The following is a 17,414-nucleotide window of genomic DNA, read 5'->3' on the forward strand; positions in this document are numbered from 1 at the left end:
TGCTGTGTGTCCGGGGACACCCGCCCGACCGGGTGAGATCGGGTCCGGGACGTCCGGGGCGCTACACCTGTTGCCCCCATGTCGCCTACGGTGCAGCGAGCCCGTGACCTGCGGGTATCGCCCTGCGCCGAGAGGTCCCCGCCATGCCCGCCCTGCCGCCGCTGACCGATGACGGACACGCGACGACCGTGGTCGGCCGGCTGCTCGAGGTGGCGGCCGCGCAGCCCGGGGCGGTGGCGGTGGGGGATGCCGTCCGGCAGCTCACGTACTCCGGCCTGCTCGCCGAGGCCGCGGCGGTGTCCGACGCCGTCGCCCGACGGAACCCGGACCGCCATCCGGTCGGGGTCCTCTGCGGCCACGGCGTCGGGGCCGTGGTGGCGATCGTCGGCGTCGTCGTCTCGGGGTCCCCGGTCGTGGTGCTCGACCCGACCACGCCCGCGGCCCGCCTGCGCTCCTACGTGGACTCCGCCGGCGCGGTCCTGTGCGTCGCGGACGAGCCGCGCGTGGCGGTGGCGCGCGAGGTCTGCGGCGACGTCGTCGTCCTCGACGGCCGGCGCGCCGACCTGCGCGTGGTCCCGCCCCGGCCGGGGCAGCCCACCGCACTCGCCTTCACCTCCGGCTCCACCGGCCGGCCCAAGGGTGTCGCGTCCGGGTCGGCCTGGTACCTCCACGACGCGTACACCAACGCCACCGCGACCGGCTGCTACGGCCCCGGCGACACCGTGGCCGCCCTGCTCCCCATGGCCTTCAGCGCGGGCCTCGGGCTGACGATCGCCGGGCTGGTCAGCGGGGCGACACAGCAGCTCTTCGACCCGCGCACCCGGCCCGTGCGGGAGCTGTCCGGGTGGCTGCGCGAGGTGGGTGCCACGGTGCTCGTGGCGAGCCCGGCCATCCTGCGCGGCATCGTCGCCTCCAGCCCGCCCGGGACCACGCTGGACGGTCTGGCCCAGCTCACGATGGCCGGCGAGACGGTCCACGCCGCCGAGCTGGAGGCCGTGCGGCGGCTGGTGGGACCCGCCTGCGTGATCCGCAACCGGTACGGCTCCACGGAGACCGGGCTGATCTGCGAGCACGTCATGGGGCCCGGCGAGCCGCTCCCCCCGGGCGCGACGCCGGTGGGCCGGCCCGTCGCCGGCGTCCGCCTGCTGGTCCGGGACGAGCACGGCTCCGACGCAGCCACCGGCACCGGACGCCTGGTGGTGCAGTCGCGGTGGCTGACCGACGGCTACTGGCGGGCGCCCGAGGCCACCGCCGAGGTCTTCCGCGACCTCGGCGACGGCGTCCGCGAGTTCCTCACCAGCGACGCCGCCGTGATCTCCGACGACGGGACCGTGCGGCTGCTGGGACGCACCGACCACAGCGTGAAGATCCGCGGGCACCTCGTCGAGCCCGGCGAGGTGGACGCCCTCCTGTTCGCGCAGCCCGAGATCCGCGAGGCGGTCACGGTCGGCGTCGTGTCCGAGGACACGGGCCGGGCGCGGCTGGTCTCCTACGTCGTGCCCGCCGGGGGCCGGCTCGAGGCGTCCTCGGTCCGCCGGGTCGTGCGCGCCGGGCTGCCGGCGTTCATGGTCCCCGAGCAGGTGGTCCTTCTGCCGGCGCTGCCCCGGACCGAGCGCGGCAAGCTCGACCGGGCCGCGCTGCCGCCGGCACCGGTCCTCGACCCCGGTGCGTGCCCGCCCCTCACCGACTGGGAGCGGGTGGTGGCCGGGGTCTTCGCGCGGGTCCTCGGTCTCGAGCGGGTCGGCCGCGACGCGGACTTCTTCGCCCTCGGCGGCGACTCCCTCGCGGCGGAGGAGCTGCTGGCCGCCGTCGCCTCCGAGCTCGACGTCCCCGGGGCGACCCTGTCCACCGCCCTGCTGGCCGAGGCGCCGACCGTCGAGGCGTTCGCGGAGGCCGTCCGGCGGCACCGGAGGCCGGCGCACCCGACGCTGGTGCGACTCCGCGAGCACGGGGACCGCCCGCCGCTGTTCTGCCTGGCCGGGGCGGGAGCGGTCGCCGTCGGGTTCCGGCCGCTCGCGCAGCGCCTGCCGGCCGACCAGCCGGTGTACGCGCTGCAGGCGCACGGCCTCGAGGGCAGCGGGCGCCCGGACGGATCGGTCGAGGAGATGGCGGCCCGCGCGCTGCGGACCCTGCGCGACGTCCGGCCGCACGGCCCGTACCGGCTCGCCGGGCACTCACTGGGTGCCCTGGTGGCGCTGGAGGTGGCGCACCGGCTGCGGGCGGAGGGTGAGGACGTCGAGCTCCTGGCGGTCCTGGACAGCTTCCCGCCCGACCCGTCGTCCTCCCCGTCCCCCTTTGAGGGCGGCCCGCTGCGCCGGCTCAAGCGGGCCGTCGCCATCGCCACCGCGGGCGTCGTCCCCGACCGGGTCGGCAACTACTCGCGCTTCCACCTGCACGGCATGGCCGTCGCCCGCCGGTACCGAGGCCGCCCCTGGGCGGGGCGGACACTGGTCGTGGTGGCCTCGGACGACCCGTCGGCGCAGGCGCGGGCGGCCTGGGGGCCCTGGCTGGCCGGCCCGTCGGTGACCGTGCACGTCGCCGGCGACCACGTCGGGATGCTGCACGAGCCGCACGTCGGGGCGCTCGCCGAGGCGCTGACCGCGGAGCTCGCCGCCCTCGGCGCCGCCGTCCCGGGTCTCGACGCGGCCGCCGTCTCAGAGCGGGGCTGAGCCCGCCCGCCGCGCGGCCCGGGCGAGGGCCCGCGCGTGGGCGTCGCGCAGCAGGTCGCGCACCGTCGCCTCCGTCCGGGGGCCCGGGTCCACCACAGACACCCAGCCCAGCGACCCGTAGACGGGGTGGGCGAGGACGGTGTCGACGGCGTCCGGCGCGGGCTCGCCGGCGGCCGGCTCCTCGCGCGGCCCGCGGCCGACCAGCGCGGTGAAGCCCGCGGTGCCCGCGGCCACGTTGACCCGGAACGTGTCCGGCGACCGGTCCAGCCGCGAGGACCGGTCGCCGGGGACGTCCTTCGTGACCACGGTGGCGAACGGCTGGGTCCGCGGGACGACGCCGTCCGGGGCGACGTACAGGAAGACGTCGCCCTCCGCCTCCTCGGGGGACCCGTCGCCCGGACCCGGCCGCAGCACGAGGACGCCGTCCAACGGGGTGACGGCCGCCAGGATCTCGTCGATGCTCATGGCCTCGAGTGTCAGGTCCGGGTCCCTGTGGAGGCCTGGGCCCGGATGACCTGGGAGGACCCGTGACGACTCTCCACGGGCCGCTGCGGACGGTCGACGTCGCCCGCCGGGCCGGGTGCTCGGTGCAGCAGGTGCGCGACCTCGAGGCCGAGGGCGTCCTGCTCCCCGCCGCACGCACCGCCTCGGGGCGCCGGGTGTTCACCGAGGCGCACGCGCGGGCCGCCCTCGCCCACCGCCTGCTGGCCGCCGCCGTCGGGCCGCGCGGCGCCGGGGACCTCGTCCGCGCCGCGCACCGCTGGCCCGACCCGGCCGTGCTGCGCCTGCTCGACGCCGCCCACGCGGCCCTCGCCGCCGAGCGGCGCGACCTCGCGCTCGCCCGCGAGGCGGCCGCCGCGATCACCGCGGAGCCCGTGGCCGACGTCCGGCCCACCGACGCGATGGGCGTGGCCGAGCTCGCCGGCGCCCTCGGGGTGCGGCCCTCGACGCTGCACCACTGGGACGCCGAGGGGCTGGTCGTCCCGGGCCGCGACGCCACCGGCGCCCGCCGCTACGCCCCCGCGGACGTGCGGGACGCGCGGGTCGTCCACCAGCTCCGCCTCGCCGGGTACGGCATCGGTCCGCTGCGGGAGCTGCTGCCCGGGCTGCGCGCGGCACGTCGCCTCGGGGACGTGCGGGGCGCGCTCGCCGCCCGGGACGCGAGCGTCGACGCCCGCTCGCGGGCGCTGCTCGAGGGCGGCGCCGCCCTGGCCGGGCTGCTGCGCTGAGGCAGTGGGGCAGCTGAGGGAGTGGGGCGGGGGGCCGGTCCTGGCGGTCTGGCCGCGTTGGTCGATCCTCCCAGCAGTGGGAGGCCACTCGATTGCCGGCTCCCCCGCCCGACACCACTGTGAGCGCCGTCACAGCGGGCGTCAACCCCGCCCGGGCGTGTCCTCCGTGCCGCGCGGGACGACCACCACCGGCACCGGCGCGGCCCGCACGATCCGGGTCGCGGTCGACCCGAGGAACACCCTGGCCAGCGGGCCGAGGCGCGACGAGCCGACCACCAGCAGGTCGCCGTCGGACCATCCGGCCGCCGCCACCGCCCCTGGCCAGCCCGAGCCCCGGGCCACCCGCGTGTCCGTCGTCCCCGGCAGGCGCGCGGCGACGGCGTCGAGCTCGGCCTGCGCCTGGCGCGCCCACGCGCTGCTGACCTCCCGCTCGACGTGCAGGCCCGTCTCCGACGGCAGCAGTGGGTCGCGGTCGGGCGCGAAGGTGACCAGCCGCAGCGGCACGCCCCACGCCGCGGCGGTGCGGGTCGCCCAGGCCAGCGCCGCCCGCGAGCGGTCGGTGCCGGCCCACGTACAGGTCACCCGGGTCACCCGCTCGCCCGGCGAGCCGGCGCGCGCGGCCAGCGCGAGCGGCACGGGGGAGGAGCGCAGCAGGTGCTCGGGCACCGCGCCGTCGCGGCCGAGCACGAGCAGTGAGCCGCCCACCTGCGTCACCACGCTGACCAGCCCGGCGGGCACCGACGGCGCCTCGACGGCGACCGTGCGCACCTCGCCGACGCCCGCCGTCCGTAGCGCGTGCGCCGCCCGGCCCTGGCGCGCGCGGGCGACCTCGGCGACCCACGTCCGGTACTCCCGGTCCGCGCGCGGGTCGGGGAACCCGCGGGCGGTGACCGTGGCGACGACGACGTCGTCCCCGGCCGTGCGGGCGAGCACTGCGGCCAGCAGCAGGTGGGCGTCGCCGCGCTCCTCGAGGTCGGCGGGGTGCCCGACGACGAGCGTCACCGCGGGTCCCGCAGCCGCGAGTGGGTGCGCGCGTAGGTCACGTAGACGACCGCGGCGAGCGCCAGCCAGCCGGCGAACAGCAGCCAGGTGATCCCGGGGAGCCCGTAGAGGAGGTAGAGGCAGAACAGCACCGAGAGGGCGGGCACGACGGGGTAGCCGGGCACCCGGAAGCCGCGCGGCAGGTCGGGGCGGGTCGACCGGAGCACCACCACCCCCACCGAGACGACGAGGAAGGCGACGAGCGTGCCCATGCTGGTCAGGTCGATGAGGAAGTCCAGCGGCACGAACCCCGCCAGTGCCCCGACGAACAGCGCGACGGCGACCGTGCCGCGGACCGGGGTCAGCGTGCGACGGTCGACCCGGCTGAACAGCGACGGGACCATGCCGTCGCGGCTCATCGCGAACAGGATCCGGGTCTGGCCGTACATCGTCACCAGCGTCACGGAGAAGATCGAGACCACCGCCCCGGCGGCCAGCACGATCGCCGGCCACCGGGAGCCGGTCACGTCCTCGAGGATCACCGCCAGGCCCGCCTCCTGGCCCTCGAAGGCCCCGGCGGCCTGTGCGCCCACCGCGGCGACGGCCACCAGCAGGTACACGACGGTCACCACGACCAGCGAGCCGATGATCGCCCGCGGCAGCGTCCGCCGCGGGTCGCGCACCTCCTCGCCTGCCGTCGAGACGGCGTCGAGGCCGATGAAGCTGAAGAAGATCGACGACGCCGCGACGCCGACGCCGGCCGCGCCCAGCGGCGCGAACGGCGTCAGGTTGCCGGCGTCGAAGGCGGTGAGGGCGACCGCGGCGAAGAACAGCAGGACGGCGATCTTGAGGACCACCATCACCGCGTTCGCCCGCGCCGACTCGCTGGCGCCGCGCACCAGCAGCAGCGCGCACAGCGTCACGAGCACGACGGCCGGGAGGTTGACCACCCCGCCGGCGCCGGGCGCGAACGAGAGCGCGTCGGGGATGCGCAGGCCGACCGTGTCGTCGAGCAGCTCGTTGAGGTACTCGCTCCAACCCACCGACACCGCGGCCGAGCTGACCGCGTACTCGAGCACCAGGCACCAGCCGACGACGTAGGCGACGACCTCGCCCAGCGTCGCGTAGGCGTAGGAGTAGGAGGAGCCGGCCACCGGGATGGTGGAGGCCAGCTCGGCGTAGCACAGCGCGGTGAAGCCGGCGGTGACCGCGGCCAGCACGAACGAGACGATCACCGCGGGGCCGGCCTCGGGCACCGCCGTGCTCATCACGAAGAAGATCCCGGTGCCGATGGTGGCGCCGATGCCGAGCCCCATGAGCTGGCCGACGCCCATCCGGCGGGCCAGCGCGCCGCCGTCCGGCTGCTCGGCGCCGGTCTCCTCGACCATCGCCGACACCGGCTTGCGCCGGAACAGCTGGCTGCCGGTGGACGGAGCACTCACGGGGACCTCCTCGGCGACGGCCGGGTCAGGGGATGCGGCGCAGGACCTCGGGGGTCAGCTCGGCCACCGAGGTGTGGCCGGTCAGTCCGAGGGAGAGGTCGAACTCGCCGAGCACGTCGGAGACGACCTGGCGCACCCCCTCCTCGCCGGCGAGCCCGAGGCCCCACGCGTAGGGCCGGCCGAGCAGCACGGCCCGGGCGCCGAGCGCCACGGCGACGAGCACGTCGGCGCCGCTGCGGATGCCGCTGTCGAGCAGCACCGGCGCGCGGTCGCCGACGGCGGCCACGACGTCGGGCAGCGCGTCCAGCGCGGAGATCGACCGGTCGACCTGCCGGCCGCCGTGGGTGCTCACCACCACGCCGTCGACGCCCTCGTCGAGCGCGCGGCGGGCGTCGTCGGGGTGCAGGACGCCCTTGAGCAGGATCGGCAGCCGGGTGCGGGCGCGCAGCCACGCGAGGTCGGCCCAGGTGATCGAGGGCCGCGAGTAGATGGCCTGGAAGGTCTCGACGGCGGCCCGCGGCAGCGGGGAGCGCAGGTTCTCCCGCAGCGGCCCCGGCCACGCGCGGGCCATCCCGACCATCGCCAGCACCGCGGCGAGCGTCGGCCGGGGCTGGCGGTCGCGGCCGGCGGCGTCGGCGGCCTGCGCGGGCGCGGCGTCGCCGGCCTCGGCGACCCGCTGCTCAGCCAGCCGCCGGAAGACCGGGTCGGAGGTGTACTGCGCGATGCCCTTGCCGAGCGCGAAGGGCAGGTGGCCGAGGTCGAGGTCGCGCGGGCGCCAGCCGAGCATCGTGGTGTCGAGGGTGACGACCAGCGCCTCGCAGCCGGCCGCCTCGGCGCGCCCGACCAGGCTCTCCACCAGCTCGTCGGAGGTCGACCAGTACAGCTGGAACCAGCGCGGCGCGTCCCCCATCGCCTCCGCGCAGGTCTCCATGGGCACCGACGCCTGGTTGGAGAACACGAACGGCACGCCCAGCGACGCCGCCGCGCGGGCCACCGCGAGGTCGGCCTCCCGGTGCACCAGCTCCAGCGCGCCGACGGGGCCGAGCAGCAGCGGGGCGGGCAGCCGCCGGCCGAACAGCTCGACGGACGTGTCACGGGCGCTGACGTCGCGCAGCACCCGGGGGACGACGGCCCAGCGGTCGAACGCGGCGCGGTTGGCCCGCTGCGTGTTCTCCTCGCCCGCGCCGCCGGCCACGTAGGCGTACGCGCGGGCGGTCAGCCGGGCCTTGGCCCGGCGCTGCAGCGGCACCGCGGTGGTCGGCACCCGCGGCGTCCGGCCGTACACGCCGGCCCGGTAGACCTCGTTCTGGCGGCGGCGACCGGTCCCGGCTGCTGAGTCCACGCGGCCACCGTAGTGACCCGCCTCACCGGCCCCGGCCGGGGTCCGCGACACGCCCGGACCGCGACACGCCGTCAGGAGGGAACGACGCGCCGTCGAACCATCGTCCACATGGGGTCACGGGCCGCAGAATGGTCCCGCGCCGCCGGTGGAACCACCGCGGGTGGTGTGCACGACCGCTCGAGGGGGACACCGTGCCGGTCGGGACCCTGCCCAGGCACAGGCCGCGGCACGCTCCCCGCCCTGTCACCGCGACAGGGCTCGCTCTGCTGTTCTCCGTCGCCGGACTGCTGGCCGGCGGGGTGGTCCTGGCCGCCCCGGCCGCCGCCGTCGACGACCCGGCCCGGCCCGACGCGCGCGTGACGCACGGGCCGAGCTGCCGGCCCGGCGGGGTGGTGGTCGAGGTGACCGCGGGCACCGTCGCCTACGCCGTCACGCTGGCCACCACCCGCCGGCCCGCCGGCGAGGACTCCGCGGAGGTCGCGGCCGGCGAGACCGTCGTCCTGCGCACCGGCGACGTCGCCTGGGGCGAGGTGGTCGACAGCCGGCTGGAGTACACCGCGCTCGACGACTCCGGCACCGCCTACACCGACGAGCTCGACGGCTTCGTCTTCACCCGGCCCTCCGAGGAGGACTGCGCGGCGATCGCCGCCCCGCCCGGCGCCGGCGACGTCCCGCCCGCGTCCCCCGCGCCCCCCGCGACGGCCGCGCCGTCGTCGCCGGGGGAGCCGACGCCCGGGGAGGGACCGGCGGAGGAGCCGGGAACCCCCTCCGCGCCGGCCGGTGCCGCCCCCGACGCGCTGCCGGTCCCCGGCCTGCCGGAGCCGGCCCCGGGCTCCCCGGTCGACGGCGGGGTGTCGCCCGGCGGCGCCGTCGTGGCGTCGTCGGCCCTGGTCGCCGCCGGCGACGCGGTCACCCTCACCGGCGCCGGGTTCACCCCCGGCGAGGTGGTCCGGGTGCGGCTGGCCGACGGCACCGAGCTCACCGCCGTCCCGGCCGGGCCCGACGGCCAGGTGCTGGCCACGGTGCGCATCCCGGGCGGCGCGGCCGCCGGGGCGACGACGCTGGCGCTGGTGGGCGCGGAGTCGGAGACGGTCGCCGAGGTGCAGCTGCGGGTGGCCGCGGCGGCGGCCCCGGTCGACCGCGACCCGGTGCCGGTCCCGCTGGTCGCGGCGGGGCTGGCGCTCGTGGTCACCGCGACCGGCCTCGTGCTCGTCGCCGCGGGGCGCCGCGAGCGGACGGTGCCGTCCGGTCCGCCCGGGAGCGCCTGAGGCCGTCATCGGCGACGATGGGGCGATGCGCTCCGAGGACGTGCTCGCCCCCGGGATCCCGGCCGACCCCGCGGCGCTCGCCGGGGCGCAGCCCCGCGCCGCGGAGACGTGGCTGCGCATCGTGCAGGTGCACGACCAGATCACCCACCGGGTCGACTCCGCGCTGCACCGCGAGCACGACCTCTCGCTGACCGGCTTCGAGGCGCTGCGCCGGATCGCCGAGGCGCCGGGGGAGCGGGCCACGATGGGCGAGGTGGCCGAGGCGCTGGGGCTGTCGCGGGCCGGCGTCACCAGCACGGTGGGCCGGCTCGTCGACCAGGGCCTGGTGGTCCGCGAGCGCCGCCCGGGCGACCGCCGGCTGCTGCACGCCCGGCTCACCGAGGCCGGCCGGGAGCGCGTCCGGGCCGCCGCGGTGCTCCACGACGACCTCGTCGCCCGCCTGCTCATCCTCCTGGGTGACGAGGCGCCCGTCGTCACCGACGCCCTGGCCCGGGTCTCCGCGGCCACCCGCATACGCCGCTGACGAAGGACCCCTCCGCCCCCCACCGCTCGCAGGCTCGCGGCGGGCCCCTGCGGAGGGGCCGTTCCAGCACTTCCGGAGGCACTTCAAGCCCGTAGTGTTTGCGGGTCGTCGCGCCCGGGCAGGGCGCGATCATGCCCGTGAGCTGCACCGTCGTCGTGCCGACCATCGGCCGGCCGTCGCTGGGTGTGCTGCTCGACGTGCTCGCCACCGCCGAGGGGCCGCGCCCGGCCGGGCTGGTGGTGGTCGACGACCGCCCCGACGGCCCGCCGCTCGACGTCGACCGGCCCGGCCTGCCGCCGGTCCGGGTGGTCCGCACCGGCGGGGGCGGGCCCGCCCGCGCCCGCAACCTGGGCTGGCGCACCGCGCGCACCGAGTGGGTCGCCTTCCTCGACGACGACGTCGTCCCCGACGCCGACTGGTACGCCCGGCTCGACGCCGACCTGGCCGGCCTGCCCGCCGACGTCGCCGGCAGCCAGGGCCGGGTGCGGGTGCCCCTGCCGGAGGACCGCCGGCCCACCGACTGGGAGCGCGGCACCGCGGGCCTGGCCACCAGCTCCTGGATCACCGCCGACCTCGCCTACCGCCGCGCCGCGCTGGCCGCCGTCGGCGGGTTCGACGAGCGCTTCCCCCGCGCCTTCCGCGAGGACTCCGACCTCGCGCTGCGGGTGATGGACACCGGCGCCCGGCTGGTGCGCGGCGAGCGCTGGATCACCCACCCCGTGCGCCCGGTCGACCGCTGGGTGAGCGTGCGGGTGCAGGCCGGCAACGCCGACGACGTCCTCATGCGCCGCCTGCACGGCCCGGACTGGCGGGAGCGGGCCGACGCGGCGCTCGGCCGCCGTCCGCAGCACCTCGCGGTCACCGCCGCGGCGCTCGCCGCCGTCGGGCTGGCCGCCGCCCGCCGTCCCCGCGCGGTCACCGCCGCGGCGCTGGCCTGGGCCGCCGGCACCGCGGAGTTCGCCTGGGCGCGCGTCGCGCCCGGCCCGCGCGACCGCGCGGAGGTCACCACGATGGCGCTGACCAGCGCCGCCATCCCCCCGCTGGCCACCTGGCACTGGCTGCGCGGCGTCGTGCGGCACCGGCGGGTCGCGCCGTGGCGCGGCCTGCCCGACCTGGTCCTGTTCGACCGCGACGGCACCCTCGTGCACGACTTCCCCTACAACGGCGACCCCGCGTGGGTCCGCCCGGTCGACGGCGCGCGGGAGGCCCTCGACGCCCTGCGCGCCCGCGGCGTCCGGGTGGGGGTCGTGAGCAACCAGTCCGGCGTCGCCCGCGGGATCATCACGCGCGAGCAGGTCGACGCCTGCATGGCGCGCCTGGAGGAGCTGCTCGGCCCGTTCGAGACCGTGCAGGTCTGCCCGCACGGCCCCGACGACGGCTGCATCTGCCGCAAGCCCGCCCCGGGGATGGTGAAGGCGGCCTGCGCCGAGCTCGGCGTCGAGCCCGCGCGCACGGTGGTGATCGGCGACATCGGCGCCGACGTCGAGGCCGCCGCGGCGGCCGGCGCGTCCGGGATCATGGTCCCGACGCCGGTGACGCGGCGGCAGGAGGTCGCGGCCGCGCCCCGCCGCGCCGCGACCCTGACCGCCGCGGTCGACGACGTCCTGGCCGGCGAGTGGTGAGCGCCGGCCGCGGCACGGTCCTCGTCGCCCGGCTCGACAACGCCGGCGACGTCCTCCTGCAGGGCCCGCTGGTGCGGGCGGTCGCCGCGTCCGCCGACCGGGTGGTGTTCCTCGCCGGGCCGGCCGGGGCCGACGCCGCGGCGCTGCTGCCCGGGGTCGACGAGGTGGTGAGCTGGGCCTGCCCGTGGATCCTCGGCGACCCGCCGCCGGTCGACGCCGCCGACCTCGCCGCGTTCACCGCGCGCGTGCGGGCGCTCGCCCCCGACGAGGCCGTCGTCTCCACGTCCTTCCACCAGTCGCCGCTCCCGCTGGCTCTGCTGCTGCGCGCGGCCGGCGTGCCGCGGATCAGCGGCACCAGCGTCGACTACCCCGGCTCGCTGCTCGACGTCCGCCACCGGGTCGGGCAGGACGACGAGGTCGACCTGCCCGAGCCCGAGCGGGCGCTGTCGCTGGCCCGCGCGGCCGGGTTCGACCTGCCCGAGGGCGACGACGGCCGGCTCGCCGTCCGCCGCCCGCTGCCGCCTCCGCCGCACGAGCCCGGCTACGTCGTCCTGCACCCCGGCGCCTCGGTGCCCGCCCGCACCTGGCCCGCCGAGCGCTGCGCGGAGGCGGTCGAGGCGCTCGCCGACGCCGGCCACCGGGTGCTGGTCACCGGCGGGCCGGGGGAGCGGGCACTCACCGCCGCCGTCGCCGGCAGCCGCGGCACCGACCTCGGCGGCGCCACGACGCTGCCGGAGATGGCCGCCCTGCTCAACGGCGCCGCGGCCGTCGTCGTCGGCAACACCGGCCCGGCGCACCTCGCCGCCGCCGTCGGCACGCCCGTCGTCTCACTGTTCAGCCCGGTCGTGCCCGCCGCCCGCTGGGCGCCCTACGGCGTGCCCACCGTGCTGCTGGGTGACCAGGACGCCCCCTGCCGCGGCACCCGGGCCCGCGCCTGCCCGGTGCCGGGCCACCCCTGCCTCTCGTCGGTCACCGCCGCCGACGTCGTGGCCGCCGTCGAGAAGGTGCGCATCGAGAAGGGAAGCGTGTGAAGGTCCTCGTCTGGCACGTGCACGGCTCCTGGACGACCGCGTTCCTCGAGGGCCGGCACGAGTACCTGCTGCCCGTCGTGGACGGCCCCGACGGGAGGCGCAGTCCCGACGGGCTGGGCCGCGCCCGCACCTGGGACTGGCCGGCGTCGGCCCGCGAGGTGACCCCGGAGCAGCTGCGCGAGGAGGACGTCGACGTCGTCGTGCTCCAGCGGGTGCGCGACCTCGAGCTGGTCCGCGAGTGGCTCGGCCGCGAGCCCGGGCACGACCTGCCCGCGGTGTTCCTCGAGCACAACGCGCCGGGCCTGGAGCCCGGGGACGGCCCGGTGCCGCACACCCGCCACCCGCTGGCCGACCGCGACGACATCCCGATCGCGCACGTCACGCACTTCAACCGGCTCTTCTACGACAACGGCCGCGCCCCGACGACGGTGATCGAGCACGGCATCGTCGACCCCGGCGAGCGCTGGACCGGCGAGCTCGCGCGGGCCGCCGTCGTCACCAACGAGCCGGTCCGCCGGGGCCGCACCGTCGGCGCGGACCTGCTGCCGGGGCTCGCCGCGGCCGCGCCGGTCGACGTCTTCGGCATGGGGCTGTCCGGGCTGCACGAGCGGCACGGCCTCGACCCCGACCGGGTCACCCTGTACGACGACCCGCCGCAGGCCGCCATGCACACCGAGCTGGCCCGCCGGCGCGTCTACGTGCACCCGGTGCGCTGGACCTCCCTCGGGTTGTCCCTGCTCGAGGCGATGCACCTGGGCATGCCGGTGGTCGCGCTGGCCACCACCGAGGTGGTCGAGGCGGTGCCGGCCGGCGCGGGCGTCGTCTCCACCCGGCCCGAGGTCCTGTGGGACGCGGTCCGCACCTACCTGGACGACGAGGACGCCGCCCGGCTGGCCGGCAAGGCGGCCCGCGCCGCCGCGCTGGAGCGCTACGGCCTGGCCCGCTTCCTCGCCGACTGGGACCGGCTCCTCGAGGAGGTCACCCGATGAGGACGCATCGGCATCCCGGCGCGCCGCTGCGCATCGACATGGTCAGCGAGCACGCCTCGCCGCTGGCCGCGATCGGCGGGGTCGACGCCGGCGGGCAGAACGTGCACGTCGCCGCGCTGGCGGCGGGCCTGGCCGCCCGCGGCCACGAGGTCACCGTGCACACCCGCCGCGACGACCCCGGCCTGCCCGACGAGGTGACCACCGACGACGGCTACGTCGTCTCGCACCTCACCGCCGGCCCCGCCGAGGCGCTGCCCAAGGACGACCTGCTCGGGCACATGCCCGCGCTGGCCGCTGCGCTGCGGGCGCGCTGGGCGGTGCGGCCGCCCGACGTCGTCCACGCGCACTTCTGGATGAGCGGACTGGCCGCGGTCGAGGCCGCCGGGAGCCTGCTCACCCCCGTGCCGGTGCTGCAGACCTTCCACGCGCTCGGCTCGGTCAAGCGACGCCACCAGGGCGACGCCGACACCTCGCCGGCGCAGCGCGTGGAGCTGGAGCGGGGCCTGTGCGAGGCGGTCGGCCACGTGGTGGCCACCTGCAGCGACGAGGTGTTCGAGCTGCGCCGCCTGGGCCTCTCCCGCGACCGCGTCTCGGTCGTCCCCTGCGGCGTCGACACCACCGTCTTCACCCCGCGCGGGCCGGTGGCGCCGCGCAGCGGCCGGCCGCGGTTGCTGGTGCTCGGCCGGCTGGTCGAGCGCAAGGGCCAGGAGGACGCCGTCCGCGCGCTGGCCGCGGTGCCCGACGCGGAGCTCGTCGTCGTCGGCGGCCCGCCGCCCGGCGCCGTCGACGCGGACCCGGAGGTGCGCCGGCTGCGCGAGCTCGCCGGCTCCCTCGGTGTCGCCGACCGCGTCGTCTTCGCCGGGTCGGTGGCGCGCGACGACGTCCCGGCCTGGATCCGCTCGGCCGACGTCGTCCTGGCCGTGCCCTGGTACGAGCCATTCGGCATCACCCCGCTGGAGGCGATGGCCTGCGGCCGCCCGGTCGTGGCCACGGCCGTCGGCGGGCTGCAGGACTCCGTCGCCGACGGTGTCACCGGCGACCTCGTGCCGCCGCGTGACCCGGCCCGGCTCGGCGCGGTCCTCGCCGCGCTGCTGGCCGACGACGCCCGGCGCGCCGCCTACGGCGCGGCCGGCGTCCGGCGGGCCCGCGCCCGCTACCGGTGGGCCCGCGTGGCCGCCGACACCGAGGCCGTCTACCGGTCGGTCCTCTCCACCCGGCGTCCCGTCGAGGCCGTCCGATGAGCGCCCCAGGAGGCGTCCCGATGAGCTCCGCCCCGTTGTCCGAGGCCCCGCATTCGGCCGGCGAGGTCGTCTCGCCCGACTCGTGCACGCACCTGACCGGCCGCGACCACGTCGCCTCGCTGACGCACGCCCTGCGCAGCCTCGACGACTCGGTCGACACCCTCGACCGCTGGGGCGCGCTGCTGGCCGACGTGCTGTGCGGCGAGTCCCGCGGGCGGCTGCTGGCGGCCGGCAACGGGGGCAGCGCCGCGCAGGCGCAGCACCTCACCGCCGAGCTCGTGGGCCGCTACCGGGCCGACCGGCCGCCGTTCTCCGCGATCTGCCTGACCGCCGAGACGTCGTCGCTCACCGCGATCGCCAACGACTACCCGGCCGACGAGCTGTTCGCCCGCCAGGTCGAGGCGCACGGCCGGGCCGGCGACGTCCTGGTGCTGCTGTCGACGTCGGGCCGCTCGCCCAACGCCGTCGCCGCCGCGCGCCGCGCCCGCGAGTGCGGCATCACGGTCCTGTCGATCACCGGCCCCGCGCCCAACCCGCTGGCCGCGGCCTCCGACGAGGCGGTGTGCATCGACTCCCCGTGGACGGCGACCGTGCAGGAGTGCCACCTGGTGGCGCTGCACCTGCTGTGCGCCGCCTTCGACGCCGCGGTGCTGGCCGAGCCCGCCCGGGTGCCGCAGAGCCGGCTCGGGGTCGCCCGGTGAAGCCGCTGGTGGTCGTGGGGGACGCCCTCCTCGACGTCGACCTGGTCGGCACCTCCACCCGGCTGACGCCCGACGCGCCGGTGCCGGTCGTCGAGGACGTCGAGACCCGCGAGCGCCCCGGCGGCGCCGCGCTGGCCGCCGTCATCGCCGCGCAGGCCACCGGCCGGGAGGTCGTGCTCGTCGCGCCGCTGGCCGACGACGAGGGCGCCGCGCGGCTGCGGGCGCTGCTGGCCGGCCGGGTCCGGCTGGTCGCCGTGCCCGCGACCGGCGGCACCGCGGTCAAGCAGCGCGTGCGGGTGGGCGACCACTCGGTCGTGCGCATCGACAGCGGCGCGCCGGCGGTCTCCCTCGGCGAGCTGCCGGACGAGGCCCGCGAGGCCATCCGCGGCGCGGCGGCCGTGCTGGTCGCCGACTACGGCCGCGGCACGACGTCGGACGGGGCGGTGCGGGCGGCGCTGGCCGAGGCCGGCGGGCCGGTGGTCTGGGACCCGCACCCGCGCGGCGCCGACCCGGTGCCGAGCGTCCGGCTGGTGACGCCGAACGGCGCCGAGGCCGCCCGGGTCGCGCCGGGCGTCGAGGGCGACGGGCTGGCCGCGGTCGGCGCCCGCGCCGAGGCGCTCATCCGGCACTGGGGCGTGGGCGCGGTCGTGGTCACCCTCGGCGCGCGCGGCGCGCTGCTGTCCTACGGCGAGGGCGCGCCGATGGTCGTGCCCGCGGTGCCCGTGACCGGCGGCGACCCGTGTGGCGCCGGCGACTCCTTCGCCGCCGCGGCCGCCCTCGCGCTGGCCGACGGCGCGGTGACCGGGGAGGCGGTGGCCGCGGCCGTCGCGTTCGCCGGGCGCTTCGTCGCCGCCGGCGGGGCCACCGCCTGGGACGCCTCCCCGGTGCGCGAGCCCAACGTGGCCGCGGAGGACGGCGTCTCGGCGCTGCTGGCGCGCGTGCGCAACGCGGGCGGCACCGTGGTGGCCACCGGCGGCTGCTTCGACCTGCTGCACGCCGGGCACGTGGCCACGCTGCGCGCCGCCCGCGGGCTCGGCGACTGCCTCGTCGTGTGCATCAACTCCGACGACTCGGTGCGCCGGCTCAAGGGCCCCTCCCGGCCGCTGGTGACCGCCGCCGACCGCGCGCGGGTGCTCGAGGCGCTGGAGTTCGTCGACGCCGTCGTGGTCTTCGGCGAGGACACCCCCGCGCAGGTGCTCGACCGGCTGCGGCCCGACGTGTGGGCCAAGGGCGGCGACTACGCCGGCGCCGACCTGCCCGAGGCCGCGGTGCTGCGGCAGTGGGGCGGGCAGGCCGTCGTCCTGCCGTACCTGGACGGCCACTCGACCACCGCCCTGGTCGAGCGCTCCCGCGTGTGGTGAAGGACCCCCTCGCCCCCCACCGCTCGCAGGCTCGCGACGGGCCCCTGCGAGGGGGCCGTTCCGGCCGTGCCACTGCGGTCGTCCTGCGGCCGCTGGGGCTCGGTGACCTGCTCACCGGCGTCCCGGCGATCCGCGCGGTGCGGGCGGCCGTGCCCGGCCACCGGCTGGTGCTGGCCACGACGGCCGCGCTCGCGCCGCTGGCCGGGCTGGTCGACGCCGTCGACGAGGTGCTGCCCGCGCGCGAGCTCGAGCCGCTGGACTGGCCCGGGCCGCCGCCGGAGCTCGCCGTCGACCTGCACGGCAAGGGGCCGGCGTCGCACGTCGTCGTCGCGGGCCTGGACCCGGCGCGGCTGCTGACCTTCGCCAGCCCCGGCTACCCCGGCCCGACGTGGTACCCCGACGAGCACGAGGTCCGGCGCTGGTGCCGGCTGGTGTCCGAGGGCCTCGGGGTCGACGCGGACCCCGACGCGCTCGACCTCGCCGTCCCGCCCGTGCCCCCGGCGGTGCGCGGGGCGGCGCTCGTGCACCCGGGCGCGGCGTTCCCCGGGCGGCGCTGGCCGCCGGACCGCTTCGCCGCCGTCGCGCGGGAGCTGGCCGCCGCCGGCCACGACGTGCGGGTCACCGGCGGGCCGGCCGAGCGCGAGCTGGCCTGCGCCGTGGCCGAGGCGGCCGGGCTGGGGGAGGACGCCGTCCTCGCCGGGCGCACGTCCACGCTGGAGCTGGCCGCCACCGTCGCCGCCGCCCGGGTGGTCGTGTGCGGCGACACCGGCGTCGCGCACCTCGCGACCGCCTACCGCCGCCCGTCGGTGGTGCTGTTCGGGCCGGTGTCGCCGGCGCTGTGGGGCCCGCCGCCGCGGCCCCACCACGTGGTGCTGTGGCACGGCGACGGCACCGGCGACCCGTGGGGCACCGAGCTGGACCCGGCCCTCGCGCGGATCACCGTCGGCGAGGTGACCGCCGCCCTGGAGCAGGTCCTCCAGCGCTGAGGGCCGGGTGGACCGATCGCGGGGGCCGG

Annotated in this window: 15 protein-coding genes; 11 read left to right on the forward strand and 4 right to left on the reverse strand. The window is 78.3% G+C overall.

The window, feature by feature from the left end; all coding sequences use genetic code 11:
* Positions 1-143 precede the first annotated feature (143 nt).
* Entirely contained in the window at positions 144-2,669 is a 2,526-nt protein-coding gene (locus BUE37_RS01100; RefSeq protein ID WP_083628144.1) for an AMP-binding protein, read from the forward strand.
* On the opposite strand, the gene BUE37_RS01105 is transcribed toward BUE37_RS01100, so the two are convergent.
* Entirely contained in the window at positions 2,655-3,134 is a 480-nt protein-coding gene (locus BUE37_RS01105) for a DUF6194 family protein (RefSeq protein ID WP_073418051.1), read from the reverse strand. The genes BUE37_RS01100 and BUE37_RS01105 overlap by 15 nt on opposite strands.
* Positions 3,135-3,196: 62 nt before the next feature.
* On the opposite strand from BUE37_RS01105, the gene BUE37_RS01110 reads away from it, so the two are divergent.
* Positions 3,197-3,898: a MerR family transcriptional regulator gene (locus BUE37_RS01110; RefSeq protein WP_073418053.1), complete on the forward strand. Its 702-nt coding sequence runs from the start codon at positions 3,197-3,199 to the stop codon at positions 3,896-3,898.
* Between the two features lie 141 nt (positions 3,899-4,039).
* Here BUE37_RS01110 and BUE37_RS01115 read toward each other — a convergent pair whose 3' ends face one another.
* From BUE37_RS01115 to BUE37_RS01125, 3 genes are read right to left on the reverse strand one after another with little or no spacing between them, the layout of a single operon-like run.
* The gene (locus tag BUE37_RS01115; RefSeq protein WP_073418055.1) at positions 4,040-4,900 is read right to left on the reverse strand and encodes a universal stress protein; all 861 of its coding nucleotides are present in this window, start codon (positions 4,898-4,900) and stop codon (positions 4,040-4,042) included.
* Positions 4,897-6,321 carry an amino acid permease gene (locus BUE37_RS01120; protein WP_217651093.1) on the reverse strand — a complete coding sequence of 475 codons (1,425 nt, stop codon included), beginning with the start codon at positions 6,319-6,321 and terminating at the stop codon, positions 4,897-4,899. The genes BUE37_RS01115 and BUE37_RS01120 overlap by 4 nt, the downstream gene beginning before the upstream one ends.
* Before the next feature lie 25 nt (positions 6,322-6,346).
* The gene (locus tag BUE37_RS01125) at positions 6,347-7,663 is read right to left on the reverse strand and encodes an alpha-hydroxy-acid oxidizing protein (RefSeq protein WP_073419435.1); all 1,317 of its coding nucleotides are present in this window, start codon (positions 7,661-7,663) and stop codon (positions 6,347-6,349) included.
* Positions 7,664-7,962: 299 nt separating this feature from the next.
* Between BUE37_RS01125 and BUE37_RS01130 the strand changes: the two genes are divergently transcribed.
* The 9 genes from BUE37_RS01130 to BUE37_RS01170 all read left to right on the forward strand — a co-directional run bounded on the left by BUE37_RS01130 (position 7,963) and on the right by BUE37_RS01170 (position 17,385).
* The gene (locus tag BUE37_RS01130; RefSeq protein ID WP_073418057.1) at positions 7,963-8,931 is read left to right on the forward strand and encodes a hypothetical protein; all 969 of its coding nucleotides are present in this window, start codon (positions 7,963-7,965) and stop codon (positions 8,929-8,931) included.
* A gap of 25 nt (positions 8,932-8,956) precedes the next feature.
* Positions 8,957-9,454 (forward strand): MarR family winged helix-turn-helix transcriptional regulator, encoded by a 498-nt coding sequence (locus BUE37_RS24685; RefSeq protein WP_073418059.1) that lies wholly within the window; start codon positions 8,957-8,959, stop codon positions 9,452-9,454.
* 131 nt (positions 9,455-9,585) lie between these two features.
* Positions 9,586-11,076: an HAD-IIIA family hydrolase gene (locus BUE37_RS01140; RefSeq protein WP_073419436.1), complete on the forward strand. Its 1,491-nt coding sequence runs from the start codon at positions 9,586-9,588 to the stop codon at positions 11,074-11,076.
* Positions 11,073-12,107 carry a glycosyltransferase family 9 protein gene (locus tag BUE37_RS01145; RefSeq protein WP_073419438.1) on the forward strand — a complete coding sequence of 345 codons (1,035 nt, stop codon included), beginning with the start codon at positions 11,073-11,075 and terminating at the stop codon, positions 12,105-12,107. The genes BUE37_RS01140 and BUE37_RS01145 overlap by 4 nt, the downstream gene beginning before the upstream one ends.
* A complete protein-coding gene (locus tag BUE37_RS01150; RefSeq protein ID WP_073418060.1) occupies positions 12,104-13,096 on the forward strand; it encodes a glycosyltransferase in 993 nt (330 codons plus the stop codon). The genes BUE37_RS01145 and BUE37_RS01150 overlap by 4 nt, the downstream gene beginning before the upstream one ends.
* On the forward strand, positions 13,093-14,337 hold the full coding sequence (locus BUE37_RS01155) for a glycosyltransferase (RefSeq protein WP_083628146.1): 1,245 nt from the start codon (positions 13,093-13,095) through the stop codon (positions 14,335-14,337). Before BUE37_RS01150 ends, BUE37_RS01155 begins: the two co-directional genes overlap by 4 nt.
* A gap of 20 nt (positions 14,338-14,357) precedes the next feature.
* Positions 14,358-15,038 carry a D-sedoheptulose-7-phosphate isomerase gene (locus BUE37_RS01160; protein ID WP_073418062.1) on the forward strand — a complete coding sequence of 227 codons (681 nt, stop codon included), beginning with the start codon at positions 14,358-14,360 and terminating at the stop codon, positions 15,036-15,038.
* The gene (gene rfaE2 / locus BUE37_RS01165; protein WP_073418064.1) at positions 15,035-16,399 is read left to right on the forward strand and encodes a D-glycero-beta-D-manno-heptose 1-phosphate adenylyltransferase; all 1,365 of its coding nucleotides are present in this window, start codon (positions 15,035-15,037) and stop codon (positions 16,397-16,399) included. The genes BUE37_RS01160 and rfaE2 overlap by 4 nt, the downstream gene beginning before the upstream one ends.
* A 149-nt stretch (positions 16,400-16,548) precedes the next feature.
* On the forward strand, positions 16,549-17,385 hold the full coding sequence (locus BUE37_RS01170) for a glycosyltransferase family 9 protein (RefSeq protein ID WP_245794225.1): 837 nt from the start codon (positions 16,549-16,551) through the stop codon (positions 17,383-17,385).
* Positions 17,386-17,414 lie beyond the last annotated feature (29 nt).

Origin of the sequence: Geodermatophilus nigrescens, assembly GCF_900129495.1 — a bacterium.
Lineage (GTDB): Bacteria > Actinomycetota > Actinomycetes > Mycobacteriales > Geodermatophilaceae > Geodermatophilus > Geodermatophilus nigrescens.

Excerpts from the sequence above, each read along its gene's own strand:
- BUE37_RS01100 (WP_083628144.1), top strand. The coding sequence starts at position 144 with ATGCCCGCCCTGCCGCCGCTGACCGATGACGGACACGCGACGACCGTG.
- BUE37_RS01105 (WP_073418051.1), bottom strand. The coding sequence starts at position 3,134 with ATGAGCATCGACGAGATCCTGGCGGCCGTCACCCCGTTGGACGGCGTC.
- BUE37_RS24685 (WP_073418059.1), top strand. The coding sequence starts at position 8,957 with ATGCGCTCCGAGGACGTGCTCGCCCCCGGGATCCCGGCCGACCCCGCG.
- BUE37_RS01140 (WP_073419436.1), top strand. The coding sequence starts at position 9,586 with ATGCCCGTGAGCTGCACCGTCGTCGTGCCGACCATCGGCCGGCCGTCG.
- BUE37_RS01155 (WP_083628146.1), top strand. The coding sequence starts at position 13,093 with ATGAGGACGCATCGGCATCCCGGCGCGCCGCTGCGCATCGACATGGTC.
- BUE37_RS01160 (WP_073418062.1), top strand. The coding sequence starts at position 14,358 with ATGAGCTCCGCCCCGTTGTCCGAGGCCCCGCATTCGGCCGGCGAGGTC.